At 71.5% G+C, this 24,040-nt stretch carries 18 protein-coding genes and 1 pseudogene; 10 read left to right on the plus strand and 9 right to left on the minus strand.

Annotated features, from left to right (window positions below):
* Positions 1 to 2,484: 2,484 nt before the first annotated feature.
* Positions 2,485 to 3,561 (minus strand): annotated as a pseudogene (locus AMIS_RS36745) (serine/threonine-protein kinase); the annotation flags it as partial.
* Between the two features lie 101 nt (positions 3,562 to 3,662).
* Between AMIS_RS36745 and AMIS_RS42105 the strand changes: the two are divergent.
* The 6 genes from AMIS_RS42105 to AMIS_RS36770 all read left to right on the plus strand — a co-directional run bounded on the left by AMIS_RS42105 (position 3,663) and on the right by AMIS_RS36770 (position 9,040).
* On the plus strand, positions 3,663 to 3,860 hold the full coding sequence (locus AMIS_RS42105) for an acyl-CoA carboxylase subunit epsilon (protein WP_083888859.1): 198 nt from the start codon (positions 3,663 to 3,665) through the stop codon (positions 3,858 to 3,860).
* Between the two features lie 53 nt (positions 3,861 to 3,913).
* The gene (locus tag AMIS_RS36750; protein WP_014447553.1) at positions 3,914 to 4,258 is read left to right on the plus strand and encodes a hypothetical protein; all 345 of its coding nucleotides are present in this window, start codon (positions 3,914 to 3,916) and stop codon (positions 4,256 to 4,258) included.
* On the plus strand, positions 4,255 to 5,505 hold the full coding sequence (locus AMIS_RS36755) for a hypothetical protein (protein WP_014447554.1): 1,251 nt from the start codon (positions 4,255 to 4,257) through the stop codon (positions 5,503 to 5,505). Before AMIS_RS36750 ends, AMIS_RS36755 begins: the two co-directional genes overlap by 4 nt.
* A 54-nt stretch (positions 5,506 to 5,559) precedes the next feature.
* Positions 5,560 to 6,174, plus strand: coding sequence for a Maf family protein (locus AMIS_RS36760; RefSeq protein WP_041830293.1), 615 nt, complete (start codon positions 5,560 to 5,562; stop codon positions 6,172 to 6,174).
* 63 nt (positions 6,175 to 6,237) lie between these two features.
* Positions 6,238 to 7,989 carry an acetyl/propionyl/methylcrotonyl-CoA carboxylase subunit alpha gene (locus AMIS_RS36765; protein ID WP_014447556.1) on the plus strand — a complete coding sequence of 584 codons (1,752 nt, stop codon included), beginning with the start codon at positions 6,238 to 6,240 and terminating at the stop codon, positions 7,987 to 7,989.
* A 328-nt stretch (positions 7,990 to 8,317) separates the two neighbouring features.
* A complete protein-coding gene (locus AMIS_RS36770; protein WP_014447557.1) occupies positions 8,318 to 9,040 on the plus strand; it encodes a DedA family protein in 723 nt (240 codons plus the stop codon).
* Here AMIS_RS36770 and AMIS_RS36775 read toward each other — a convergent pair.
* A complete protein-coding gene (locus AMIS_RS36775) occupies positions 8,967 to 10,367 on the minus strand; it encodes an NAD(P)H-quinone dehydrogenase (RefSeq protein WP_014447558.1) in 1,401 nt (466 codons plus the stop codon). The genes AMIS_RS36770 and AMIS_RS36775 overlap by 74 nt on opposite strands.
* A 136-nt stretch (positions 10,368 to 10,503) precedes the next feature.
* On the opposite strand from AMIS_RS36775, the gene AMIS_RS36780 reads away from it, so the two are divergent.
* Positions 10,504 to 10,965 (plus strand): gamma-glutamylcyclotransferase, encoded by a 462-nt coding sequence (locus AMIS_RS36780; protein WP_014447559.1) that lies wholly within the window; start codon positions 10,504 to 10,506, stop codon positions 10,963 to 10,965.
* A 7-nt stretch (positions 10,966 to 10,972) separates the two neighbouring features.
* On the opposite strand, the gene AMIS_RS36785 is transcribed toward AMIS_RS36780, so the two are convergent.
* The 4 genes from AMIS_RS36785 to AMIS_RS36800 form a co-directional block, all read right to left on the minus strand.
* Positions 10,973 to 11,935: a GNAT family N-acetyltransferase gene (locus AMIS_RS36785; protein WP_014447560.1), complete on the minus strand. Its 963-nt coding sequence runs from the start codon at positions 11,933 to 11,935 to the stop codon at positions 10,973 to 10,975.
* Positions 11,936 to 12,032: 97 nt separating this feature from the next.
* Positions 12,033 to 12,770, minus strand: coding sequence for an SCO6745 family protein (locus AMIS_RS36790; RefSeq protein ID WP_014447561.1), 738 nt, complete (start codon positions 12,768 to 12,770; stop codon positions 12,033 to 12,035).
* A gap of 103 nt (positions 12,771 to 12,873) precedes the next feature.
* A complete protein-coding gene (locus AMIS_RS36795; RefSeq protein WP_014447562.1) occupies positions 12,874 to 13,923 on the minus strand; it encodes a hypothetical protein in 1,050 nt (349 codons plus the stop codon).
* A gap of 1 nt (position 13,924) precedes the next feature.
* Positions 13,925 to 14,560, minus strand: coding sequence for an MBL fold metallo-hydrolase (locus tag AMIS_RS36800; RefSeq protein ID WP_014447563.1), 636 nt, complete (start codon positions 14,558 to 14,560; stop codon positions 13,925 to 13,927).
* 199 nt (positions 14,561 to 14,759) lie between these two features.
* Here AMIS_RS36800 and AMIS_RS36805 point away from each other — a divergent pair, with 199 nt between their 5' ends.
* Positions 14,760 to 15,731, plus strand: a complete 972-nt coding sequence (locus AMIS_RS36805; RefSeq protein WP_051042628.1) for a DUF4349 domain-containing protein — start codon at positions 14,760 to 14,762, stop codon at positions 15,729 to 15,731.
* Here AMIS_RS36805 and AMIS_RS36810 read toward each other — a convergent pair.
* Together AMIS_RS36810 and AMIS_RS36815 are read right to left on the minus strand one after the other, a co-directional pair.
* Positions 15,728 to 16,984, minus strand: coding sequence for an amidohydrolase (locus AMIS_RS36810; protein WP_014447565.1), 1,257 nt, complete (start codon positions 16,982 to 16,984; stop codon positions 15,728 to 15,730). The genes AMIS_RS36805 and AMIS_RS36810 overlap by 4 nt on opposite strands.
* 225 nt (positions 16,985 to 17,209) lie before the next feature.
* Positions 17,210 to 18,775: an acyl-CoA mutase large subunit family protein gene (locus AMIS_RS36815; RefSeq protein ID WP_014447566.1), complete on the minus strand. Its 1,566-nt coding sequence runs from the start codon at positions 18,773 to 18,775 to the stop codon at positions 17,210 to 17,212.
* A 205-nt stretch (positions 18,776 to 18,980) separates the two neighbouring features.
* On the opposite strand from AMIS_RS36815, the gene AMIS_RS36820 reads away from it, so the two are divergent.
* Positions 18,981 to 20,915 carry a serine/threonine-protein kinase gene (locus tag AMIS_RS36820; RefSeq protein WP_041830294.1) on the plus strand — a complete coding sequence of 645 codons (1,935 nt, stop codon included), beginning with the start codon at positions 18,981 to 18,983 and terminating at the stop codon, positions 20,913 to 20,915.
* A gap of 615 nt (positions 20,916 to 21,530) precedes the next feature.
* Positions 21,531 to 23,183, plus strand: coding sequence for a phospho-sugar mutase (locus AMIS_RS36825; RefSeq protein ID WP_014447568.1), 1,653 nt, complete (start codon positions 21,531 to 21,533; stop codon positions 23,181 to 23,183).
* A gap of 150 nt (positions 23,184 to 23,333) precedes the next feature.
* On the opposite strand, the gene AMIS_RS36830 is transcribed toward AMIS_RS36825, so the two are convergent.
* A complete protein-coding gene (locus tag AMIS_RS36830; RefSeq protein WP_014447569.1) occupies positions 23,334 to 24,020 on the minus strand; it encodes a GOLPH3/VPS74 family protein in 687 nt (228 codons plus the stop codon).
* Positions 24,021 to 24,040: the final 20 nt, after the last annotated feature.

Below are 24,040 nucleotides of genomic sequence, written 5' to 3' on the forward strand. Positions count from 1 at the left end.
GAAGTCGACCTCGTTCACGCCGACGTTGTTGTAGTTCCGGTAGTGGCTGGTGCTCTGCTCCTGCCAGTACTCGCCCGGGTCGTCCAGCTCCTGGTTCACCCGGTTGATGATCAGCAGCCGGTTGTCAAAGTTCACCCGCGTCTCGCTGCCGCCGCCGCTGACCGAGGCGCCCTTCGGCACCGGGAGGCTGAAGCCGGACCCGTTGTAGGTCCGCCAGCCGCTCGGGGTGCCACCGGCCGCCGAACTGGCCGCCGCAGAGGGGCTGCTCGCCGCCGGAGCTGCGGTGGAGCCCTTGGCCGGAGCGGAACTGCTGTCGCTCGCCGGATCACCGGCAGCCGCGGCGCCGCCCTTGACGGGCGTCGCACCGGTGGAGCCCTCGGCGTCGCTCCCGAACGCCTGGGCCACGATGATGCCGATCAGCAGCAGGAACGTGAGCACGATCCCGAGCCCGACGGCGGCCTGCCGGCGGGTCAGCGTGGTGCCGAGAATCGTGATGCCACCGCGCCGCTCCGGCGGACGCATCTGCATGGGCGTCCACGCCGGACGGCTGGGCCGCTCGAATCCCGGCGCCGAGCCACCGGCTCCGCCGCCCACCCCACCGACTCGGCCGCTCGCCCCGCCGACTCCGCCGCCCGCCCCGCCGACGACCCGCGTCGCGGAGTCCGCGTCCGAGCCGAGCGGCGCCCGCCGAGGCCCTGGAGGCGACAGCGGCGCGACGACGGCGGTCCGGTCGTCGATGGCAGGCCCGCGCCCGGCAGCGCCGTTCGCGGCCGTGTCCCGGCGGGCCGGCCTGCGACCGGTCATGTCGCCGCCGACGACAGTGGTCTTGTCCGCGTCCGCCGGGTTGTTCAGCACGGCCGGGTTGGTCAGGAGAGCCGGGTTGCTCAGCATCGTGGTTCGGTCGCTGTCCGCGGGCTTTCCGACGACCGTGGTCCGGTCGGCGTCCGGCGGGGCAGCGGCGGTCGCCGGCTCGTCAGCGGCCCCGGACGTGCCGGCAGTCTCCGCCTTCGCGTCGGACTCCGGCGCGCCGGCGGTCTTCGCGTTCCCGGCGGTTTCCGTCGTGTCGGCGCTCTCCGCGTTCCCGGCGGTTTCCGTCGTGTCGGCGTTCTCCGCCTTGTCAGCGGCCCCCGCCGTCGGGGAGGCCTCGGGCACGCCGACCGCTTGTGGTTCCTCGGCAGCCTCCGGCTTGTCGGCAGCCTCCGCCTTGTCAGCCGGTCCCGCCTTGCCGGTCTCGGTCTTGCCGGCGGTTTCAGGCTTGCCGGTGATCTCGCTCTTGCCGGCGGTCTCAGTTTTGCCGGTCGCGGTCTCGGTCTCGCCGACGGTCTCACTCTTGCCGGCGGCCGCAGCCTTGCCGGCGGTCGCAGTCTCGTCAGCGGTCGCAGCCTTGTCGGACGTCGCAGCCTTGTCCGCGGCATCCGAGCCTGCCGTCGCCGGCTCGGCCAATTCAGAGACCGGCTTCGTCACGGCCGGCGCGGCCTTCTCCGCGGCGGAGTCCACCACCTTCGCGGCGGACTCAGGCTGGTCAGCGGCCGGCTCGGCCACAGCAGCGCCGGACGTCGCAACGCCTGACGCAGCGACGCCGGGCTTCCCGACTGCCGGCTCAGCGGCACCGGACTCCCCGGCCACCGACTCAGCGCCGGCTGAACCACCGGCGACCGACTTCGAAGTGTCCGCCTCGGACGATTCCGAGGCCTTCGCCGCGGAGTCAGCTCCGGGCGACTCGGCCGCAGGATCCGAGGGCCCCACCCCGGAGACCGAAGGCTTGACCTCGGAAGGCGAGGCCGACGGCGACGTCTCGGCTCCCACGCCGGATTTCGCCGCAGCCGGCACGACCGGAGCAGCGGCAGAGCTCGGAACCGACCCGGAATCCTTCGCCGGAACGGACGCGTCCTTCTCGACCGCCGGCTTCTGCGCGGGAACCGACAATTCCGGCTTCTCACCCTTGGTCTCAGGAGACGCGCCGGAGTCCACAGAGGCCGGCGCAGCAGCGGCCGGGGACTGAGCCTCCGCCGCGGGCACGACAGGGTAGGCGCCGGTCGCCGCCGCCAGTGAACGCTCGTGCTCCGGCGCGGCCTTCTTACGCCGGTTCGCCGCCACGTCAGCAGCCGTGAACCCGATGCGCGTCGGCGCACTCGAAGCCACCCCGTGAACCCGCCCCGGATTCCGGCCACCGTCCTGCGGCGACCCCGGCACCCCACCGCGAGGCGCGACACCACCACGCGGCGCACCGGGCACGCCACCCCGCGGACCAGCCTGCGGGCCAGCCGGCATTCCAGGCTGCTGGCCGGGCGGCATTCCACCCTGCTGGGCGCCGGGCACGCCACCCCGCGGACCAGCCGGCGTTCCACCCTGGGGCACTCCGGGCACCCCGCCACGAGGGCCGGACTGCACACCGCGGGGCGGATAACCCGTACCCGAATGGTGGTCTTGAACCGGGGGTGTGTCGACGCGCGTCGCGTCCAGCGGCTTCGGGGGCTGCGGGCCACGGGCCGGAGGCTCGCCGGGCACGGGGCCACCGACCGGCGCCTTGCCCGGCGCGAAGATCGGGGGGCGACCGGGCGGCGGCGTGTTGGCCACCGGCGGACGCGGCGTCGGCACGACCGGGGCCGAACCGGTGGCGGTCCCCCAGCCGGAACCGGGCAGCACCGGCGGGCCACCGGGACCGCTCGGCAGTGACGGTCGCTCCCGGCCGACGCCGGGGCGGCGCATGGTCGGGCTCATCGGGAAGGCGATCTTCGATCGCCGGCCGGCCGCTCGCGCCAGCAGGCGCTCGGCCTCCTCCGCATCGATACGGTGGGCGGGATCCTTGCGCAGCAACCCGTTGAGTACGGGTTTGAGCGGTCCCGCGTTCCGAGAAGGAGGAACATTTTCGGTCGCCAGTGCGGCGAGCGTGGCGATCGCGGACGGCCGCGCGAACGGCGACTGACCCTCCACGGCGGCGAACAGCGTGGCGCCCAGCGACCAGAGGTCGGCGGCCGCGCCCGCGGTGCCGTCCCGGGCGCGCTCGGGAGCGATGTAGGCCGGGGAGCCCAGCACGAGACCGGTGCGGGTCACGTTCGGGTCGCCGGGGACCGTCGCCAGACCGAAATCGGTCAGCACGACCCGGCCGTCGTGGCCGAGCAGCACGTTGCCCGGTTTGACGTCACGGTGCACCACGCCGGCGCGGTGCGCGGCCCGCAGCGCGTTGAGCACGCCGAGACCGATCTCCGCGGCCCGGACCGCGTTGAACGGCCCGTCCTGAGCCAGCGTGTCCTGCAGCGAGCGGGACGCCACGTACTCCATGACGATCCACGGGTCGTCGGCGGTCCGCAGCACGTCGAAGACGCGCACCACGTTGATGTTGTTGAGCCGGGCGATGGCGCGTGCCTCACGCAGTGAACGCTCGCGCATCTCCTGCCGCTCAGCCGGGGTGAGCCCCGGCGGCGGAACGAGTTCCTTGATGGCCACGTCCCGGTGCAGGACGACATCGGTCGCCCGCCAGACACGCCCCATCCCGCCCTGACCGAGCGGCGCGACGAGCCGGTAACGATCAGCGACAACGAGTGGGGGAGAAGAAGACATCACGCAGAAAATACCTGGTTCTGTCGAGCGGCCGCGAATTGATCAGCCGAGTGTGGGACACGTGTCACCGGATCTCCGGCCACCCGTCGTACGCTCGGTTGATGAATGAGGAACCGCTGGTCAGCGTCGTACGAGGAAGCCTAGACGATCATGAGCTGGCCGCGCTGGCCGCCATCCTGACATCTCGATCCACTTCGGTCAATTACGAAACACCGTCACAACCGGTCTCGGAGTGGAGCAGATCAGCACGGCCGACCGGCGCGGCACGTGGCTGGCGGGCCTCCGCCCTCCCTCGCTGACGGCTGTCCACAGGGGGCAGTCATACGCGCCGTGACCGGATAACCTCGGAGAGGTGACCCTTTCATGGCCGGGCGACGCTTGTCACATCGAGGCGGACCTCCTCGCCATGGAGGAGGTCGCCGCCCGCCTGGCCGGCGCCGTGGAGCGGGATTACGCACCCGAGGCGGTCACCGTGAGCAGCACGATGCTCACCCGGCTGCCGGCGGCGGATCGCACGTTCAGCGAGCTGGGCCTCTTCGTGCACGCCCACGAGCGTGCGCAGGAGGCGACCCTGCAGAACGTCTACCACTACGCCAACGGGACATATGGTCTCGCCGACGCGGTCCGGGAGACGAAATCCCGGTACGCGGCGAGTGACGCGGCCGTGGAGGCCGGTCTGCTGCGGCACGCGCCATGATCTCCGCGACCGGCGGTGGCGGCGGCACCGACTGGGCATCGCTGCGCGTCGACCAGATGTGGGAGATGCTCGCGTCCCACGACTCGTCGGCGTATGCGCGGCTGAGCGGCGGCTGGCGGCGATCCCACGAGTTGGTCCTCTCGCACATTTCACAAGTCCGGGCGTACCGGGCAAATCTCGTGGCGGCCTGGCCGCCGGAGGGCAGCGCCGCGGCAGCCGCCTATTTCGCCCGCCTGGACGCGTTGATCGCCAATCTGGAGGAGACCCACGAGGCCGCGATCGCCAACCACCGGGCGTTCACCGGGGCCAGCTCCGCGATCGAGGCGGCCCGGCGCGAGATGGCCGAGATCCACCGGGAGCACGCGGCGAACCAGGCGCTGCTCGCGGCGTTCGCCGAGGAGAAGAGGCTGTACCAGCTGACCCCGGGCAAGGCGCGCGGTGTGCCGCCACGGCGACCGGTTCCCCCAGGGCGGCAGGAGGGGCTGGAGGCTCGGGCGCGGGCGGTCATGCAGGCGTTGAGCACGGAACTGGCGCAGGCGCAGACGGCGCTGGTGGTGCCGCCGCGTTACCGGCCGGCGGTGGTGGGCGATCGGTTCCCGCTGCCGGTCAACGCGCCGGAGCTGTCCCGCAGCCGTGGCCTGTCGACGGAGGCCGCGGAGCCACGGACCTCCGGGCAGCACACATCTGATCCGCGGGCATCAGATGGGCGGGCACCGCAGCCGCGAGCCTCGGGTCAGCGGGCACCGGAGCAGCGCGCATCCGATCAGGGGGCGCCGGGTCAGCGGGGTCCCGTCGCGGCTCGGACCGGGAAGACCGCGCCGGCAACCGCCCGGAATCCGGCCTCCAACCTCCCCGGAAGCCCCGCGACCCCTTCCGCCGAGCGTGCCCAGGGTGTGATCGGCAGACCCGGCCCCGAAGCCACGGCCTCCCGGACCACCCCGGCCCGGCAGTCCCACCCGATCGAACCGGCGACCGGCATCAGACCGGTGAACGGGATCATCGGCGCCACCGCCGCCACCGGCCACCCGGACCAGCGCACCCCCCGCGTCAACCCGATCGGCGGCGTGATCGGCAGGCAGCCCGCCGCACCCCGGCACGACGACCACCCCCGCCCCCGCCGGCCGGCCCACGACGACCCCTGGGAGACCGACACCGGCGTGAACCCGGTCCTCTCTCCCCCGCCGGAGACACCGATAGATCCCGGCCCCGCCCTCGGAAGCCCTCGAAACGACCGCCAAAACGGCTGAAACATGCCGCTTGCGCCCACGGGCCCACTACCGCGCCTTGTAGTGTCCTTTCCCGTGCAGAACGACATCACGTACCGCCTGATCCTCGCCTCGGCCAGCCCGGCCCGCCGTGCCCTCCTGACCGGCGCGGGCATCGACGCCGAGGTCATCGTGAGTGGCGTGGACGAAAGCGTCGTCGAGGCCGAGGACGCGCACACACTCTGTCTCGCGCTGGCCCGGATGAAGGCCCGCACGGTCGCCGCCGACCTCCCGGCCGACCCCGGCGCGCTGGTGCTCGGCTGCGACTCGGTGCTGGCGTTCGAGGGCGAGATCTTCGGCAAGCCGGCGAGCCCCGAGGAAGCGGTGAAGCGCTGGTCCGCGATGCGCGGCAAGTCCGGCGTCCTGCACACCGGTCATCACCTGACCGGGCTGGTCAGCGGCTTGCAGGCGGAGTCGGTCGGCACGACGGTGGTGCACTTCGCGGACGTGAGCGACGCCGAGATCGAGGCGTACGTGGCGTCCGGCGAGCCGCTCCAGGTGGCCGGCGCGTTCACCCTGGACGGCCGGGGCGGCGCGTTCGTGGAACGGATCGAGGGCGACCCGGGCAACGTGATCGGCCTGTCGCTGCCGCTGCTGCGCACCCTCCTCGCCGAGATGGGTGTCCCCATCACCAGCCTCTGGCGGAAGTAAAAGTTAATCCAGAATCACACCGCTGCGGCAGAAACCGAGCCGAACGACCGTTAGGCTCTACCCGTGCGGAAGATATTGATCGCCAACCGTGGCGAGATCGCCCTCCGGGTGATCCGGGCCTGCAAGGACGCCGGCCTCACGAGCGTCGCCGTCTACGCCGACAGCGACCGGGACGCGCTGCACGCGCGAGCAGCCGATGAGGCGTGGGCGCTGGACGGCGAGACAGCCGCCGACACCTACCTGCGCATCGACAAGCTGCTCGACGTGGCGGCTCGGAGCGGCGCCGACGCGGTCCATCCCGGTTACGGGTTCCTCTCCGAGAACGCCGAGTTCGCCCAGGCCGTACTCGAAAAGGGTTTGATCTGGATCGGCCCGTCGCCTCAGGCGATCCGGGACCTCGGTGACAAGGTGACGGCGCGGCACATCGCGCAGCGGGCCGGCGCGCCGCTGGTGCCCGGCACGCCGGATCCGGTGGCCGACGCGTCGGAGATCATCGCGTTCGCCGAGGAGCACGGCCTGCCCGTGGCGATCAAGGCGGCGTTCGGCGGTGGCGGCCGGGGGCTGAAGGTGGCGCGCACCATCGAGGAGATCCCGGCGCTGTTCGAGAGCGCGACCCGGGAGGCGGTGGCCGCGTTCGGCCGCGGCGAGTGCTTCGTCGAGCGTTACCTGGACCGGCCCCGGCACGTCGAGGCCCAGGTCATCGCGGACACCCACGGCAACGTCGTGGTGGTCGGCACGCGGGACTGCTCGCTGCAGCGCCGGCACCAGAAACTCGTCGAGGAGGCCCCGGCGCCGTTCCTCAGCGACGAGCAGCGTTCCAAGATCCACGAGAGCGCGAAGGCGATCTGCCGGGAAGCCGGCTACTACGGCGCCGGCACCGTGGAATACCTGGTCGGCCAGGACGGCACCATCTCGTTCCTCGAGGTCAACACGCGTCTGCAGGTCGAGCACCCGGTCAGCGAGGAGACCACCGGCATCGACCTGGTCCGCGAGCAGTTCCGGATCGCCGCCGGCCTCCCGCTTCCCATCACCACCGACCCGGTGCCACGCGGCCACGCGATCGAGTTCCGGATCAACGGCGAGGACGCCGGCCGCAACTTCCTGCCCGCCCCCGGCACGGTCACCGAGCTGACCTGGCCGTTCGGCCCCGGCGTGCGGGTCGACTCGGGCGTCGAGAAGGGCAGCGTGATCGGCGGCAACTTCGACTCGATGCTCGCCAAGATCATCGTCACCGGCGCAACCCGGGCGGAAGCTCTCGAACGCTCCCGCCGCGTCCTCGACGAGACGGTCATCGAGGGCATCGCCACGGTCCTGCCGTTCCACCGCGCGGTCATCCGCGACGAGGCGTTCACCGGCGAGCCGTTCACCGTGCACACCCGGTGGATCGAGACCGAGTGGGACAACACCGTGCCGCCGTTCGCCGCGCCGGCCGCCGCAGCCGGCGAAACCGCCGAACGCGAGACCGTCGTGGTCGAGGTGGGCGGCAAGCGCATCGAGGTCCGTCTTCCCAAGACCTTCTTCTCCGGTACGGCCTCAGCCGCCCCCAGGCGCAGCGCGAGCCGTCCCCGAGCCGGATCTGCGGGCGCCACCTCCGCGGCGACCAGCGGCGGGCTGACCGCCCCGATGCAGGGCACGATCGTCAAGGTCGCCGTGCAGGACGGCGACGAGGTGGCCGAGGGCGACACGATCGTGGTCATCGAGGCGATGAAGATGGAGCAGCCGCTGCAGGCGCACCGCGCCGGCACGGTCTCCGGCCTGACCGTCGAGGTCGGCACCACCATCACGGCGGGCACGGTGATCTGCGAGATCGCCTGACCGCAGCGGGCGTGGTAGCGCGGACCCTCGGGGACTGCGCAGGGGATTACCAGGGCGGGCCGCCGATACGGGACCTACCGGCGGCCCGCGCCGCGTCGCCGGGGAATCCGAGACCCGGCGGCACGGGCAGTCCCCACCGTACGCCGCGGACCCGCCGGCATCGAAAACCAGGCGCGCAGGGGTGAACTTCGGACGTAACGTGTCCGTCGTCACGACGGATAGTGCCGCGAGAACGTGCATGGTGTAACCGGACGCTGACAGCACAGCGCACTCTCAGCTACGACCACGCACAATGCCGTGAGCCCCGAAGCCGCGAGGTGACCTGCCGATGACCGAACTGTTGACCATGCTGGCCACGCCCGCGTGGGCGTACCTCGCCCTGTTCGGATTCCTCGCGGTGGACGCTCTGGTGCCGGTCGTGCCCATCCAGGCCATCATGATCACCTCTGGGGCGCTCACTGTCTACGGCAATCTCGATCTGCCCGCGGTGATCGCGGTGGGTGCGGTCGGCATGTTCACCGGGGACGCCGTGGCCTTCGCGCTCGGCCGGTCGACCGGTGCCCGTTTGAGCGCATTACGCGAACGATTCGCGCCGCGCGGCGACGATTCCGAGCCCGGCCGGACCCGCCGCGCCGCCGAACGGTTCACCCGGGGCCTGCGCCGGCCCGGCCCGCTCGTCATGCTGCTCTGCCGGTTCGTGCCGGGCGGCCGGATGGCCGCCGGCTACCACGCGGGCCGTACCGGGTACCCGGTGAAGCTCTTCGCCGCCTACGACGGCCTGGCGTCGATCTGCTGGGCGAGTTACGGCGGCCTCGTCGGTCATCTCGGCGGGACCGCGATCACCCAGTCGGCGTGGCGGCTGTTCGCCGTCGCCGCCACCGCCGCTGTCGTCTTCGGCACGGCCGGGTGGATCCTCGCCCTCTTCGGCGGCGGACCGGCCCCGGAGAACGAGGAGCCGGCCGCCGGCCCGACGACGCCTACTGAATCTCGTGCTGCATCAGCTGGCGTGCCGCTTCCGCGATCGACCCGGAGAGCGACGGATAGATCGTGATCGTGTGCGCCAGCTGATCCACCGTCAGGTTGTTCTCGATCGCCATGGTGATCGGCAGGATCAGCTCGCTCGCCTTCGGCGCCACCACGACCCCGCCGACGATCTGCCCGGTCGCCGGACGGCAGAACAGCTTCACGAAACCGTCCTGCAGGCCGGCCATCTTGGCCCGGGCGTTCCCGGTCAGCGGCAGCATCACCTGACGCGCCGGGGTACGGCCGGAGTCCACCTCGTTCTGCGACACCCCCACCGTGGCCAGCTCCGGATCGGTGAAGACGTTCGCCGAGACGGTCCGCAGCCGTAGCGGCGCCACCGCCTCGCCCATCGCGTGCCAGATCGCGATCCGGCCCTGCATCGCGGCGACGCTCGCCAGCGGCAGCACACCGGTGCAGTCACCGGCGGCGTAGATGCCCGGCACGTTCGTCCGCGACACCCGGTCCACCGTCACGTAGCCGCCGTCGCCGACCGCCACGCCGTACTCCTCGAGGCCGAGGTCCGCGGTGTTCGGGATGGCGCCGACCGCGATCAGCGCGTGCGACGCCTCGATCACCTTGCCGTCGCCGAGGGTCACCTGGACGCCGTCGCCGGTGTTCACCACGGACTTGCCGCGGGCCTGACTGAGGATGATCATGCCGCGGTCGCGGAACACCCGCTCGATCGCCATGGCCGCGTCCGCGTCCTCGTGCGGCATCACCCGCTCGCGGCTCGACACCAGCGTCACCTGCACACCCATCGCGAGGTACGCGCTGGCGAACTCGGCGCCCGTCACACCGGAACCGATCACCACGAGGTGGGTGGGGAGCTCGGTCAGGTCGTACACCTGACGCCAGTCCAGGATCCGCTCACCGTCCGGGCGCATCGAGGAGAGCACCCGCGGGGTGGCGCCGGTGGCCAGCAGGACGGTGTCCGCCTCCACCGCGTACGTCTCCCGGCCCTCCGGGGTGATCAGTACCTGATGGGTGTGACCGAGCCGGTCCTCGCCGAGTTTCGCCCGGCCCCGGACCACGTCCACACCCGCCTTGATCAGCTTGGTCTGGATGTCGCCGGACTGCGCCAGCGCCAGCGATTTCACCCGCTGGTTCACCGCCGCGGCGTCGACGCTCACGCCGTCCAGGCCGGCCGACCGGATGCCGAACCGCTCGTTGTGCCGGTACCCCGTCATCACCTCCGAGCTGGCGATGAAGGTCTTGGACGGGACGCAGTCGGTGAGCACGCACGCGCCACCGGGCCCGTCCGCCTCCACGAGCGTCACATCCGCGCCGAGCTGGGCCGCGACCAGGGCCGCTTCGTAGCCTCCCGGCCCTCCACCGATGATCACGATCCGACTCACGACTACCAGACCTCCAAAACGCCGCTGAGTTTTCCCGGCTTTCCCGCGGGGGAAAATCCCGGCAAAACCGGTTGAGAAGTGCCGACACGCACGTTCTATATTCTCACCACCCCCTGTTCCGGCTAGTGTCGTCGCCGTGCGTCACTACGCCGCGTATGGCTCGAACCTGGATCCCGCCCGCATGCGGGCCTACTGTCCGCACTCGCCGATGGTCGGCGTGGGGTGGATCGAAGGCTGGCGCCTCACCTTCGCCGGTGAGGGAGATATGGGCTGGGAGGGGGCGGTAACCACGGTCGTCGAGTCACCGGGCGACCGGGTGTTCGTCTCCCTCTACGACGTCCACCCGTGGGACGCGGCACAGCTCGACGAGGTCGAGGGCGTGACAGCGGGGGCGTACCAGAAGCTCACCGTGCGTGTATCGACACTTGACGGCGACGTGCCCGCCTGGATCTACGTCTTCGCCGGTTACGAGGGCGGCCTGCCCACCGCGTGGTACCTCTCCGAGATCGCCAACGCGGCGGAGAAGGCGGGCGCGCCCGACGACTACGTCGCCGAGTTGCGCTCCCGCCCCACCGGGACATCCTCGCCCGAGGTGTAGCCCGGTTCTAACCCCTGGTCACCGTGGTCTGGTAGACGTTCGCGCGGTAGAGCGCGGTCATCCCGACCTTGAAGTACAGGCTCGCGGCGTCGGTCGGGTTCGCCAGATCGACGCCGAGACCGGCCTTCGCGTGCCCCCGCGCCGCGTACCCGGCGAAGGCGCGGCGGAGAAGAGCTTCCCCCAAACCCCGCTTGCGGTACGGGCGGAGCACCGCCAGCGACCGCACCCATCCCTCGTCGTTCGACTCGTCGCCGCCCGATCCCCCGGACTGCAGGACTCCCGCGACGACCCCGTCCACCTCGGCCACGAACCATTCGTCGAAGCGGACACCGGACTCGGCGCTGATCTTCGCCTGCCAGTCCCGGTAGCTCAGCGCCTGATGGTCGGAGTCCCGGAACGCCTCCTCGACGACCGCGTGGAAGCGGCGCATCTCGTCATCGGCACGGACCGGCCGCACCGTGACGCCCTCCGGCGCCGCCGGCGGCTCGTGCGCGACGCCGGCGAGCGGCATCTGCATCCGGGCGTGCTGCTTCAGGAAGACGAAGCCGGCGCCGGTGAGCGCCTCGATGTACGCCGTCTCGGTCGGGATCGCCCCGGCCCGCACCGTGTAGACGTCGTGGCCCAGCTCCGCGGCGCGCTCCACCATGCGCGCCATCAGCAGGCGCAGCAGCGGCCGTTGCGCCGGCAGGCCGGTCTCCGGGTGCACGTAGACCTCGGCGAAGTCGCGGGCCTGACCGGTCGGGTTCCGCGGGTACGCCCAGCCGGCGGTCCCGCCCGCCGGATCGATCGCGAGCCAGCAGTCCCGGCTCATGTCGGTGTTCGGCCCGGTCAGCTCCTCGTGCACCTCGTCGAGGGTGAAGTCGGGCTCCCCCACCGCGGCGATGTCACTGGCGTGCACGAGGGCGAGGATGGCGGGCGCGTCGGCGAGGGTGGGACGGCGCAGCGACCAGCCGGGTGGGAGATCGGACATCCCGGCATCGGACCATCCCCGCGCGTCGGCCCGCCACCGATTTTCGGCAGCCGGTTTATCAACGCTCCTCAGGTGCTTTTTCGTGCTTCCGCACGCTTCAGCGGGCCAGCCGGTGGCCCAGCGATTCGAGCAGGCCGGCGAACTCCACCCGCTCACTGCGGTCCAGCGCCGCGTAGGCCTGCCCGGCCATCGAGTTCGCCACCGCCTCGGCCCACATCAGCCGCCGCACCAGCGGACCGGCCGGCGGATAGGGCGGCTGCCACCCGAACGCCACCGCCCCGGTCTCTCCGTCCGGCCCCGCGATGATCGCTTCGAGCGGGGTGAGACCACTCGCCCGCACCGCCATGACGTGCACACCCTGCCGATGCTCGTGCAGCAGGTGCAGCAGCACGGCGGCCCGCGCGCCGGGCGCCGGATCCGGCACCGGCATCGCCCGCCACGCCGCGAACAGGGTCAGTCCCGCCGCGTCGACAGCGTCCACGACGCGGCCGGCAAGTTCCAGAAGACGAGCAATCCGAGGGTACGGCCCCAGCTGCTCCCCACCCCACGCACACAGCTCGTGCAGATGCCAGGTGGCGACCTCCACCGGCGCCGACGTCTTGGCCGTCGCCTCCCACCCGTCGGTGACGGCCTCCGGAGCGATGAAGGCAAGCGCCGCCGCCACCGTCTCCGGCCGCACCTCACCGAGCGCCCCGGCCCGCGCCGACACGTGATAGGCCCACCCGGACAGCCCGAGCAGCCGGGCCCGGCGCAACGTCTGCGGTGACTCCGCGAAGGCTCCGACAATCGCGGCGAGTCCGGCCTTGGTGTTGGCGGCAGCCTGTTCGGGGGTCACCTGCCCGATTCTGCCCTCCCCGCCCCGTTAAAGAAAACGCTCCCGCGCTCACTCCCCTCACTCCTTCCCCGCCGTGGAAGCGGCGGCCGGGAGAGTAACCGGGTCAGGAGGGCGCGAGGTCGTCGAGCGCCGCCTGGACGTCGCCCACCCGGCGGCGGGCCGCGGCGGATTCGCGTTCGGCGGTGCGGCGGGCCAGTTTGCGGCGGGCCACGTCGGCGACGGCCTCGGTGCGGCGGCGTTCCAGTTCGGCCAGCTCGGCGTCCAGGTCCTCGACCAGATGCCCGGCGTCCCGCTCGGCCGTCTCGGCACGCTCCAGCTGCGCGTCGGCCCGCCGCTCCGCCGCCAGCGCGGTAGCCATCTCGCGCTCCAGCTCCCGCCGCTTCCGTTCGAGCTCCCGCCTCCGCTGCTCAGCCTCCCGCTGCCGCCTCTGGGCAGCAGCCCGCTCCCGAGCCCCCTCAGCACCGCCGGCCCCAGCAACGCCGGCAGACGCCCCGCCGGGCCCGTCCGGGCCGCTGCCGGACCAGTCGCTCTCGGCGGCGGCGCTGCCGTCAGCCCAGCCTTCGGCTTCGCCGCCCGCGCTTCCGGCCTCGACGCCGCGAGCCCGCTCCTCGGGGGACAAATCCGAAATATCCGCCTCGGCGGTGTCCGTCACGAGGCGCAGGCGGGGGCGCGGCACCTCGCCGAATCCCGCATACGTGGCCGCCCGGATCAGCCGCCCGGTGCGGACCTGCTCGGCGATCTCCGGCTCGGCGAGCGCCGCGGTCAGCGTCGCCTCCACCTCCCCCAGCGGGAGCCGCGCGGCCGGAACCCCCGCCGCGACGGCGAGCTTGCGGGCCGCCGCGACCATCGCCGAGACGAACTGGCGGCGCTGAGTGGACAGTTCGCGCAACTGGTCACCCTGCAGGTCGCGCTGGGCCGAGCGCAGCGCCGATGAGAGCTCGACCAGCTCCTCGATCAGATCCGGGCGCTTGATCGCGAGCAGATTGACCACCCAGGCGGCCACGGTCGGCTTCTTCAGGGCGGCGAGCCGCTTGGCCGCGTCCCGGTCGCCGGCCTTGCGGGCCTCCTCGATCGCGGCGGAGCGGGTCGCCACGAAGCCGTCCGGCGGCTCCTCGTAGAGCCGCCGCACGCTGTCGTCGATGCCGGTGTCCACGTCAGTTCAGCACGGTGCCGGGTGCCACCTGCTGGAACGTCGTCTCCGAGAAACTCTCCAGGTGTTTGCCGTAGACGGCCGAGCCGCGCTCGTTGAGCAGCCCGTCGTGCAGCGCGTACGCCCGGGCCGGCCGCACCGACCGGACGAACTCCAGCGACTCGGCGATCGTGGCCCACGGCGCGTTCATCGGCACGAACAGCGTGTCCACATCCACGTCGCCGGGCCGCACGAACGAGTCACCCGGGTGGTAGACGTTCGTGGCGCCGTCGTCGATCAGGAACCCCAGATTCGCGAAGACCGGCACGTACGGATGAATGATCGCGTGCTGCCCGCCGTACCCCCGGATCCGGAAGCCGGCGGCCTGGAACTCCTCGCCCGCCGCGACCGCGGTGGTCGCCTCGGCGACCTCCGCCAGCAGTGGCAGCACCGCCTCGTGCGCGAAGATCCGCAGATCGGGCCGGCGCCCGGCCGCGGCCGTGACCGCCGCGACGTCCAGGTGGTCGAAATGCTCATGGGTGATGAGCACGGCATCCGCACCGTCCAATGCGGACGACTCGGAGAATTCGCCGGGATCCACCACGAGAACTCCGGCGCCTTCGAGTCGAAGGCAAGAGTGCGTGAACTTCGTGACGCGCACGGGACCCCTCCGCCGTTCAGTGAGCATTTTCAACCTGACATCGGGCCTGAAGGCGCCAGGCCGTTGGCCGGCGCCAGCAAGCGAGGCCCTCGTCACGTTGAAAAAGACTCAATCGTTACCGGTCACCAGCCAGTCTGCCGGAACCACGCGCCGCGTGGCGTACGTCCCAACGGTCAAGCCAGAAGAGATCGGAGTGACGATGCATAAACGGGGAGCCACCAAGCTGATCGCCGCCGCACTGCTCGCGGGGGCGCTGCTGGCCGGATGCGGCGCCGGCAGCAGCGACGAGTCGGGCGCTTCGCAGGCGGAACCGGCGGTCGGCCGCGCGGACGGGGGCAATCCCGACAGCGCCGGGGGCGGCAATGCCGACAGCGCCGGCGGCGGGGAGGCGCCCCAGGCCGCCGAGGGCGCCGCCGTCCAGGGCAAGAACGCTCCGGCGCAAGCGCCGGAGCTGCGCGTCGATCAGCGCTCGATCATTTACACGGGCTCCATCACGGTACGGGTGGAGGACGTCACCACGGCGGCGGCGCGAGCGACAGGCATCGCCTCGGCGGCCGGCGGCTTCGTCGGCGGCGACGAGCGGCACAGCGGCGAGGGCGCCGACACCGCGAACCTGACGCTGCGGATCCCGGCCGCGAAGTTCAGCTCGGTCGTGGACCAGCTGGCCGGTCTCGGCACCGAGGAGACCCGCGGGATCAACACCGAGGACGTCACCGAGGAGGTCGTCGACCTGGACGCCCGGATCTCGGTGCAGAAGGCCCGGGTGGAGAGCGGCAAGAAGCTGCTCGCGCGAGCCGGCTCGCTCGACGATCTGGTGATGCTGGAGCGCGAGGTGGCCACCCGGGAGGCGGACCTGGCCTCGCTGGAGGCGAAGAAGCGCCGGCTCGCCGACCTCACCGCGCTCTCCACGATCACCGTGGTGCTGCTCGACCCGGACGCGGCGGTCAGCGACCCGGACGACGAGCCGCCGGGCTTTTTGGCCGGCCTCTCCGGCGGCTGGGACGCGCTGAAGGCGTCACTGGCCGTGCTGCTGACCGTTCTGGGCGTGCTGCTGCCCTGGCTGCTGGTCGTCGGCGTCCCGGTGGGGGCGGCCGTCTACGCGATCCGCCGGTACCGGAGGCGGCAGCTTCCGCCCCCGGCCACCACGACGCCGCCGGCCACCACCCCTTAGAACGCGCCGGACGACAGGGCCGCGAGCGCGGTGTGCGTCATGACCCGCACGCCGTACCCGATGGCGCGCTCGTCGACGTCGAAATCGCCCTGGTGGAGATCGTGGCGCACGTCCGAGCCGGGGACCGCGGTGCCCAGCCGGATCATCGCGCCCGGGACGTGCTCCAGGTAGAACGAGAAGTCCTCGCCGCCCATGCTGAGCTCGGCCTCGACCACCCGGTCGGCGCCGAGCGCGGCGCCGGCGGCACCCGCGATGATCGCCGAGGCCATCCGGTCGTTGATCACCGGGGGGACGCCGCGGATGTAGTTGACGTCCACCTCGGCGCCGGTTCCCGCGACCACGTCGTGGATCAGCTTGGTGACCAGCTCCGGTGCTTCCCGCCAGGCTTCCCGGCTGAGCACCCGGACGGTCCCGCGCACCTCGCCGGCGCCGGGGATCGCGTTGAACGCCTGGCCGGCGTGCACCGCGCCCCAGACCAGGGAGATCCCGGCGCGCGGGTCGATCCGGCGGTTCAGCAGGGATGGCACGTCGATGATGACCCGGCCCAGCGCGTGCACCAGGTCGGCCGTCAGGTGCGGCCGGGCGGTGTGCCCGCCGGGCCCGCTGAGCTTGACCTCGACCGCGTCGGCGGCCGCGGTGAACGGGCCGGAGCGGACGCCGACCAGACCGGCCGGCAGCTGCGGGTAGCAGTGCAGCGCGAAGATCGCGGAGACGTCCTTGAGGGCGCCCGCCGAGATCACCTCGGGAGCGCCGGAGGGCATCGCCTCCTCGGCCGGCTGGAAGATCAGCCGCACCCGGCCGGGCAGCTCGCCCTGCTCGTTGAGCTGGGCGAGGGCCAGGCCGAGCCCGAGCGCCACGGTGGTGTGCACGTCGTGGCCGCAGGCGTGCGCCAGCTTGTCCACGGTGCTGCGGTACGGGACGTCCTTGAGGTCCTGCAGCGGCAGCGCGTCGATATCGGCCCGGAACGCGATGGCCCGGTCACCCTCGCCGATGTCGCAGATCACCCCGTTGCCGCGCGGCAGCAGGCGCGGGGAGAGACCGGCGACGGTCAGCTCCCGGGCGATCAGCGCGGCGGTCTCGAACTCGGAGTGTGACGGCTCGGGGTGGGCGTGGATGTGCCGGCGAATCGTTACCAGCTCTGCGCCCCTCGCGGCGAGCCAGCGGTCCAGCTGGCCGGGGAGCGGGTCAGCGCCGGGAGGGGGCCCGGGCCACGACGTATCGACACCTTCCGGCGCCGTCAGAGCAGTAGTCACGTCGGCTTCCGTATTCGTTCTAGAGGTTTGTCGGGTTTGGCGACGCGCGCCAGCTTAACCCGATTTCAGTCACGCTGTGTAACGGGTGGGTAAAGAGGTCTTCGCGCCCACAGCCGAGGCAGGGCGGGCTCACGGGAGATCGTCCCGGCCCGCCAACCCCTCAACGGGTAGTGAATCGCGGAGGTGACGCGACGTACTACAGGTCCGTTGCCGACGACTCACCGATCAGAAACGTTCGACCGGCCGGTGGACGCCCCATACCCCACGCAACGTGTGGCACACCTCCCCCACCGTCGCACGCAGGCGCAACGCCTCCTTCATCAACGGTAGGACGTTCACGCTCCCGGCTGCGGCCTTTCCGAGATCCGCCAGCGCGGCCTGCACCGCCGGGTTGTCCCGCTCCGCGCGCAGCGCCGCGAGCCGGCTCACCTGGGCGGACTCGATCGCCGGGTCGACACGCAGCGGCTCGTACTTCTCCTCGCTCTCGGCGGCGAACCGGTTCACGCCGACCACCACGCGCTCACCGGAGTCGATCTCGTTGGCGATCTGGTACGCGGACTTCTCGATCTCACCCTTCTGGAAGCCCTGCTCGATCGCGTCGACCGCCGACCCGAGCTCGAAGACGCGCTCGATCAGCGCGGTCGCCTCCTGCTCGACGGCGTCGGTCAGGGCCTCCACCGCGTACGAGCCGGCGAACGGGTCCACCGTGCCGGTCAGCCCGCTCTCGTACGCGAGGACCTGCTGGGTGCGCAGCGCGAGGCGGGCGGACTTCTCGGTCGGCAGGGCGATCGCCTCGTCGTACGAGTTGGTGTGCAGCGACTGGGTGCCGCCGGCGACCGCGCCGAGCGCCTGGATCGCGACCCGGATCAGGTTGACCTCGGGCTGCTGCGCGGTGAGCTGCACGCCGGCGGTCTGTGTGTGGAACCGCAGCATGAGCGATTTCGGGTCCTTGGCGCCGAACTCGTCCCGCATGATCCGGGCCCACATCCGCCGCGCCGCCCGGAACTTCGCGATCTCCTCCAGGAGCGTGGTCCGCGCGACGAAGAAGAACGACAGCCGCGGCGCGAAATCGTCGACGGCCAATCCGGCGGCGATCGCGGCCCGTACGTACTCGATGCCGTTCGCCAGAGTGAACGCGATCTCCTGCGCGGGCGTCGCCCCGGCCTCGGCCATGTGGTAGCCGGAGATCGAAATGGTGTTCCATTTCGGGATCTCGGCCTTGCAGTAGGCGAACGTGTCGGCGACCAGGCGCAGCGACGGCTTGGGCGGGAAGATGTACGTCCCCCGGGCGATGTACTCCTTCAGGATGTCGTTCTGGATCGTCCCCTGCAGGGCCGTTCCGGGCACGCCCTGCTCCTCGGCGACCAGCTGGTAGAGCAGCAGCAGCACCGAGCCGGGCGCGTTGATCGTCATCGAGGTGGACACCTTGTCGAGCGGGATGTCCTTGAAGAGAAGCCGCATGTCGTCGATCGAGTCGATCGCCACGCCGACCTTGCCGACCTCGCCGTGGGCGATCGGGTCGTCGGAGTCGTAACCCATCTGGGTGGGCAGGTCGAACGCCACCGAGAGGCCCATCGTGCCGGCCGCCAGCAGCTGGTGGTAACGCGCGTTGGACTCCGCCGCGGTTCCGAATCCGGCGTACTGCCGCATGGTCCACGGCCGTTTCGTGTACATCGTCGGATAGACGCCGCGGGTGTAGGGATATTGACCCGGCTGTTCGTCTCCGACGCCTTGAGGAACGTCGTCGGGGCCGTAGACCGGCTTGATCGGGAACCCGGACTCTGCATTCACATCGTGATCCTAATGTTCGTTCAGGACGCCGACAGTGAGGGATTTTGCACCCTGCGTTTCCTTGCGCTCCACGGTCGGCCACGTTGCGGCTACCCACCGTCGAAGTGAGTGGAACACTCCCGCAGTGACTTTCATTGAACGCCACCCACCGGGCAAGATAGCGGGGTTGGCCGACAGCCCCTATACCCCCTCGGTGGCATCCTCAGTGACTCAGATTCCGACGTGGAGCGGTGGCAACACCTCCCCCCTCAGCGGACGTGCAGCCCCGGGCACGCTCATCGGCGGGCGGTACACGCTGCGCGCCGCGGTGGGTCACGGCGGCATGGGCACGGTGTGGCGCGCGGCAGACACGCTGCTGCGCCGTGACGTGGCGATCAAGGAGGTCATCCTCCCGCCCGGCCTGGCGCCCAGCGACCGCGACGCGATGTACGAGCGCACCATGCGGGAGGCCCGGGCCGCCGCCGCGCTCCAGCACCCGGCCGTCGTCCAGGTCTACGACGTGGTCCACGAGAACGGCCGGCCATGGATCGTGATGGAGCTGCTGGACGCGCGCAGCCTCGCCGACATGGTCATCGAGGACGGCCCGGTTTCCCCGCGCGTGGTCGCCAAGATCGGTATCGCGCTGCTCGGCGCGCTCGAGGTCGCCCACGCGCACGGCGTGCTGCACCGGGACGTGAAACCGGCGAACGTGCTGATCTGCCAGGACGGCCGCTGCGTGCTGACCGACTTCGGCGTCGCCCGGATGCCGACCGACGTGCAGCTCACCACGCCCGGCATGGTCCTCGGCTCGCCGCACTTCATCTCGCCCGAGCGGGCGATGGGCCACGACTTCGGCCCGCCCAGCGACCTGTTCTCGCTCGGCGTCACGCTCTACACCGCGATCGAGGGCCGCCCGCCGTTCGACAAGGGCGACCCGATCGAGACCATGCACGCCGTGGTCGAGGACCCGCCCGCCCCGGTGGTCCGGGCCGGCTCGCTCACCCCGGTGCTGATGGGCCTGCTGGAGAAGAACCCCGGCCAGCGGATGGACGTGCAGACCGCCCGCACGATCCTGCGCCAGCAGCTGGCCGGCCCGCTCGCCAGCAAGCAGCCGCCGCACCTGATGACCGACCCGTACTCGGTGGTCTCGTCCCGGCCGACCAGCCCGGCGCCGGCCGCCACCCAGCAGATCCCGCCGCAGATCCCCAGCCAGCCGGGCCCGGCCCAGCCCTCCGGCCAGATCGGCGGCCGGGCCATGCTCCAGCCCGGCGAGTCGCTCACCGACCACCTCAGCAAGCTGGAGTCGCAGAACTCGGGTGGCGGCCGCCGTCGCGCGCCCGAGCCCGCCGACGCCGGGTACCCGACCGGCATGATGCCGGCGCACCCGGGCACGTCCGGCGACACCACGAGCGTGATCCCGCCGCAGAACCCGTGGAACCCGTCCGGCGACCCGCGCCCCGGCACCGTGGTGATGAGCCCGGCGGCCAAGCGCCGGGCCACCATCGACAAGGTCACCACGGGCGCGCGGGAGACCGCCGGGAGACTGGTCACCACGTTCAAGTCCTGGCCGCGCAACAAGCAGCTGGCCACGTCCGGCGCCGCGGCCGCCGTGGTGCTGGTGCTGATCCTGGTCTTCTCGATGACCGGCGGCGACGACGACGCGACGCAGCAGCCGCAGGCACAGGCCGCACCGAGCGCCGCACCGGCCGCGGACACGCCGTTCGAGACGCAGGCCTTCAAGGGCAACGCGACGATCAGCGTGCAGGTCCCGGCCGGCTGGACTCGGGGGGCCGGCCAGACCTACGTCGACTACGTAAACCCGGACAACAACGCGGTCAAGGTGCGGGTGCTGCTGGAGCCGGGCTCGATCGCCCCGACCCGGTTCGTGAACGAGACCGCGCCCGGCACATTGAGGAAGTCGAAGAACTGCCCCAAGCCGTACACGCAAGGCGAGACGATCGAGGCTGAAGTCTCGGGTAACCCTGGCGCCCAGTTCGAGTACACCTGCGGCAACGGCGACGCGAAGCGTCACGGTATCTGGCGGATGACCACGGTCGGCAACAAGATGTACTCGTTCTACCTCACCGCACCGGACTCAGCCTTCGCCGAGAACCGTAAGTATTTCGACAAGATGGCTGAGACTTTCCAGATCGCTCAATAACGACGGTTTCGTGCGATGCGGGGAAGCCAGGACCGGCTTCCCCGCATCGACGTCAGCACTTGTAGTCAGCGCCGCTATTGCTCAGGAACGCATCGGAGATCCAGCCCTCCGGGTCCCCGATGGCCGCGAGGTGCACTCGTGACCACGTCGTGTACGTCACCCCGTTACGCGTGACATGGTCACCTGAGACCCAGCAGTACGGATACATCTGCGTTCCCGAGTCGAACCGATCCACCAGACCACAACTGGTGTGCGGGCCACTCCGCATCGCCACATCAGAACCAGTGACTTTGATGTAAGCGGGGTTGTGGTTGTCGGTGTCCGAGAAACCGTGAGAGCAAGAGGCGGCTGCCGGTGCTGAGGTCCCCAACACGATCAGACCAGCTGACAATGCCGTGATGACGGTTGCCGACCACGACAACGTTCGATGCATTCGCGACTTCACACCCATAACGACCTCCCCGTAATGCTGTGATTACTCAGCGTCATTACCGGCAGCTTATATCGATGTGTGCAAACATAGAAGATCTTGATAAATGCGCCTCGACGATCTACAGTCCGTGCTTCTAGGTCCTACGCCGGGTAACGCCCCTTCCGTTGTGCTATCAATCCCTGATGGCGTCCGAAGTTGATGTTGCCCTGACCGACCGGGCCGAGGCCTGGCTCGCCGATGACCCCGACCCGGCGAGCCGCGCCGAGCTCCGGGATCTGATCGACCGGCTCCCGGCCACCGCCGCGGAGCTGCGCGACAGGTTCTCCGGCCCGCTCACCTTCGGCACGGCCGGGCTGCGCGGCCCGCTGCGCGCCGGGCCGAACGGCATGAATCTGGCGGTGGTCACCCAGGCCGCGGCCGGGCTCGTCGCCTGGCTCGCCGCACAGGACGGCGAGGGGCCGCTGGTGATCGGGTACGACGCCCGGCACGGCTCCCGGGAGTTCGCCGAGCGGACCGCCCGAGTCGCGACCGGCGCCGGCCGCGAGGCGCTGCTGATGCCGCGCACGCTGCCCACGCCGGTCCTGGCCTACGCGGTGCGGGCCCTTGGCGCGGTGGCCGGCGTGATGGTGACGGCGAGCCACAACCCGCCCCAGGACAACGGCTACAAGGTCTACCTCGGCGCGGCGCTGGGCGGACCGGCCGGTGACGGCGCGCAGATCGTGCCGCCGGCCGACGCCGGCATCGAGGCGGCGATCCGGGCGGCCGGCAGCCTCGCGGCGGTGCCGCTGGGCGAGCCCGGCACCCTGCTCGGCACCGACATCGCCGACAAGTACGTGCGGAGCGCCGCCGCGGTGCTCACCGAGGGCGGCCCCCGTGACCTGCGCATCGCCTACACGCCGCTGCACGGCGTCGGCGGCGAGACCCTGGCCGCCGCGTTCCGGGCGGCCGGCTTCCCGGCCCCGGCGGTCGTGGCGGACCAGGAGCAGCCCGACCCCGAGTTCCCGACCGTGCATTTCCCGAACCCGGAGGAGCCGGGGGCGATGGACCACCTGCTCGCGCTCGCCGGCGCCGAGAAGGCCGACCTGGCGATCGCCAACGACCCGGACGCGGACCGCTGCGCCGTGGCGATCCCGGCCGGCGACGGCACGTGGCGTCCCCTGCGCGGCGACGAGCTCGGCGTCCTCCTGGCCGACCACCTGATCCGGCGGGGCGTGACCGGCACCTACGCCACCACGATCGTCTCCTCGTCGCTGCTCGGCCGTCTCAGCGCCGCGCGCGGCGTGCCCTACGCGGAGACCCTCACCGGCTTCAAGTGGATCGTCCGGGCCGCCGAGGAGCTGGCGTTCGGGTACGAGGAGGCCCTCGGGTACTGCGTCGCCCCGGCCATGGTCCGCGACAAGGACGGGATCACCGCCGCGCTCACGGTCGCCGAGCTGGCCGCCGAGCTGAAGACCGCCGGGAAGACCCTGAGCGACCGTCTCGACGAGCTGGCGGCCGAGTTCGGGGTGCACGCCACCGACCAGCTGTCGGTACGCGTCGACGACCTCACCGAGATCGGCAGGGCGATGACCCGGGCCCGGCAGAACCCGCCGACCACCCTGCTCGGCTCCCCGGTGACCGAGGTGGCCGACCTGCTCCCGGAGAACGACGTGCTGACGTTCCGCACGTCGGCCGCGCGCGTGGTGATCCGGCCGTCGGGCACCGAGCCGAAGCTCAAGGCGTACCTGGAAGTGGTGGAACCGGTCAGCGCCGCCGGGCTGGGATCGGCGCGGCAGCGGGCCGCCGCCGCACTCGTCGACCTGCGGGCGGAGATCGCAGCCACCCTGGGCGTCTGAGAAGCGAAGCTCCGCAGGCGACGGGAGTCGCAGGGCTTGACCCGGCACCCGTCGCCGGCGGCCGCCGGACGGCCGGGACCGGACGCACGTCCTCGCGCTGCCTCTCGCCGGAGAGTCAGTCCGGCGAGGACGTGGTCCGATCCGTACCCGTCAGAGGGGTTTGGGGGCGCCCAGCGCCGCCGTGATCGCCCGGCCCAGCGTGGCCACCACCAGGGCGACGCTCGGGCGCACGATGGAGTCCTCCAGCGACACGTCGCCGACGAACCCGGCGTTGCTGGCGATCTCCTCGAGCCGCTCGTGAGCCCGGTCGGCCTCGTCCGGCGGCAGTTTCAGCGCCGGTTCCATCCGGGCCGCGACGAGCAGGGTCGCCAGCGCGGCCGTGCGCTCGTCGGGAAGGGTGTTCCCGATCAGGGCGGCGGCCAGGCGCTGACGGATCTCGGCCTCGTAGGCCGGGTTGCTCGTCGGGTAACGGTGCACGTGGATCACACCGAGCTGGGTCTCGTCGACGTCACGGACCACACCCCGGTCACAGAGATCTTCCAAGACCCGGGTACGCAGCCGGTGACGCAGCCGCTGCAGCCACTGCGCCGGTGTGTGCGGCTCGTCCGCCGCGACCTTGCCCAGCACCGCGTCGGCGACCGGGTCGCCGAGCGGGGTCGCGTCGACCACCTTGAGGTAGCCGTCGGCGGCGTATGCGATCCGGTTCGCCAGTGCGAGGTCGATCAGGACGGCCGCGGCCATGCCCAGGTCAAGCCCGATGCGTGAGCCGGTCGCCTTACCGGTCTGGTCGTCGTACGCGAGGAGGAGGAGTTCCTCAGCGAGCGGGATGGGGGTCATATCTGACAACGATAGTGCTC

The sequence above is a fragment of the Actinoplanes missouriensis 431 genome, assembly GCF_000284295.1.
Lineage (GTDB): Bacteria > Actinomycetota > Actinomycetes > Mycobacteriales > Micromonosporaceae > Actinoplanes > Actinoplanes missouriensis.

What these genes read in the sequence shown, in the direction of transcription:
- AMIS_RS36770 (WP_014447557.1), top strand. Translation starts at nt 8,318, where the DNA reads ATGACCGAACTGTTGACCATGCTGGCCACGCCCGCGTGGGCGTACCTC.
- AMIS_RS36825 (WP_014447568.1), top strand. Translation starts at nt 21,531, where the DNA reads ATGGCGTCCGAAGTTGATGTTGCCCTGACCGACCGGGCCGAGGCCTGG.
- AMIS_RS36830 (WP_014447569.1), bottom strand. Translation starts at nt 24,020, where the DNA reads ATGACCCCCATCCCGCTCGCTGAGGAACTCCTCCTCCTCGCGTACGAC.
- AMIS_RS42105 (WP_083888859.1), top strand. Translation starts at nt 3,663, where the DNA reads ATGAATGAGGAACCGCTGGTCAGCGTCGTACGAGGAAGCCTAGACGAT.
- AMIS_RS36805 (WP_051042628.1), top strand. Translation starts at nt 14,760, where the DNA reads ATGCATAAACGGGGAGCCACCAAGCTGATCGCCGCCGCACTGCTCGCG.
- AMIS_RS36755 (WP_014447554.1), top strand. Translation starts at nt 4,255, where the DNA reads ATGATCTCCGCGACCGGCGGTGGCGGCGGCACCGACTGGGCATCGCTG.
- AMIS_RS36785 (WP_014447560.1), bottom strand. Translation starts at nt 11,935, where the DNA reads ATGTCCGATCTCCCACCCGGCTGGTCGCTGCGCCGTCCCACCCTCGCC.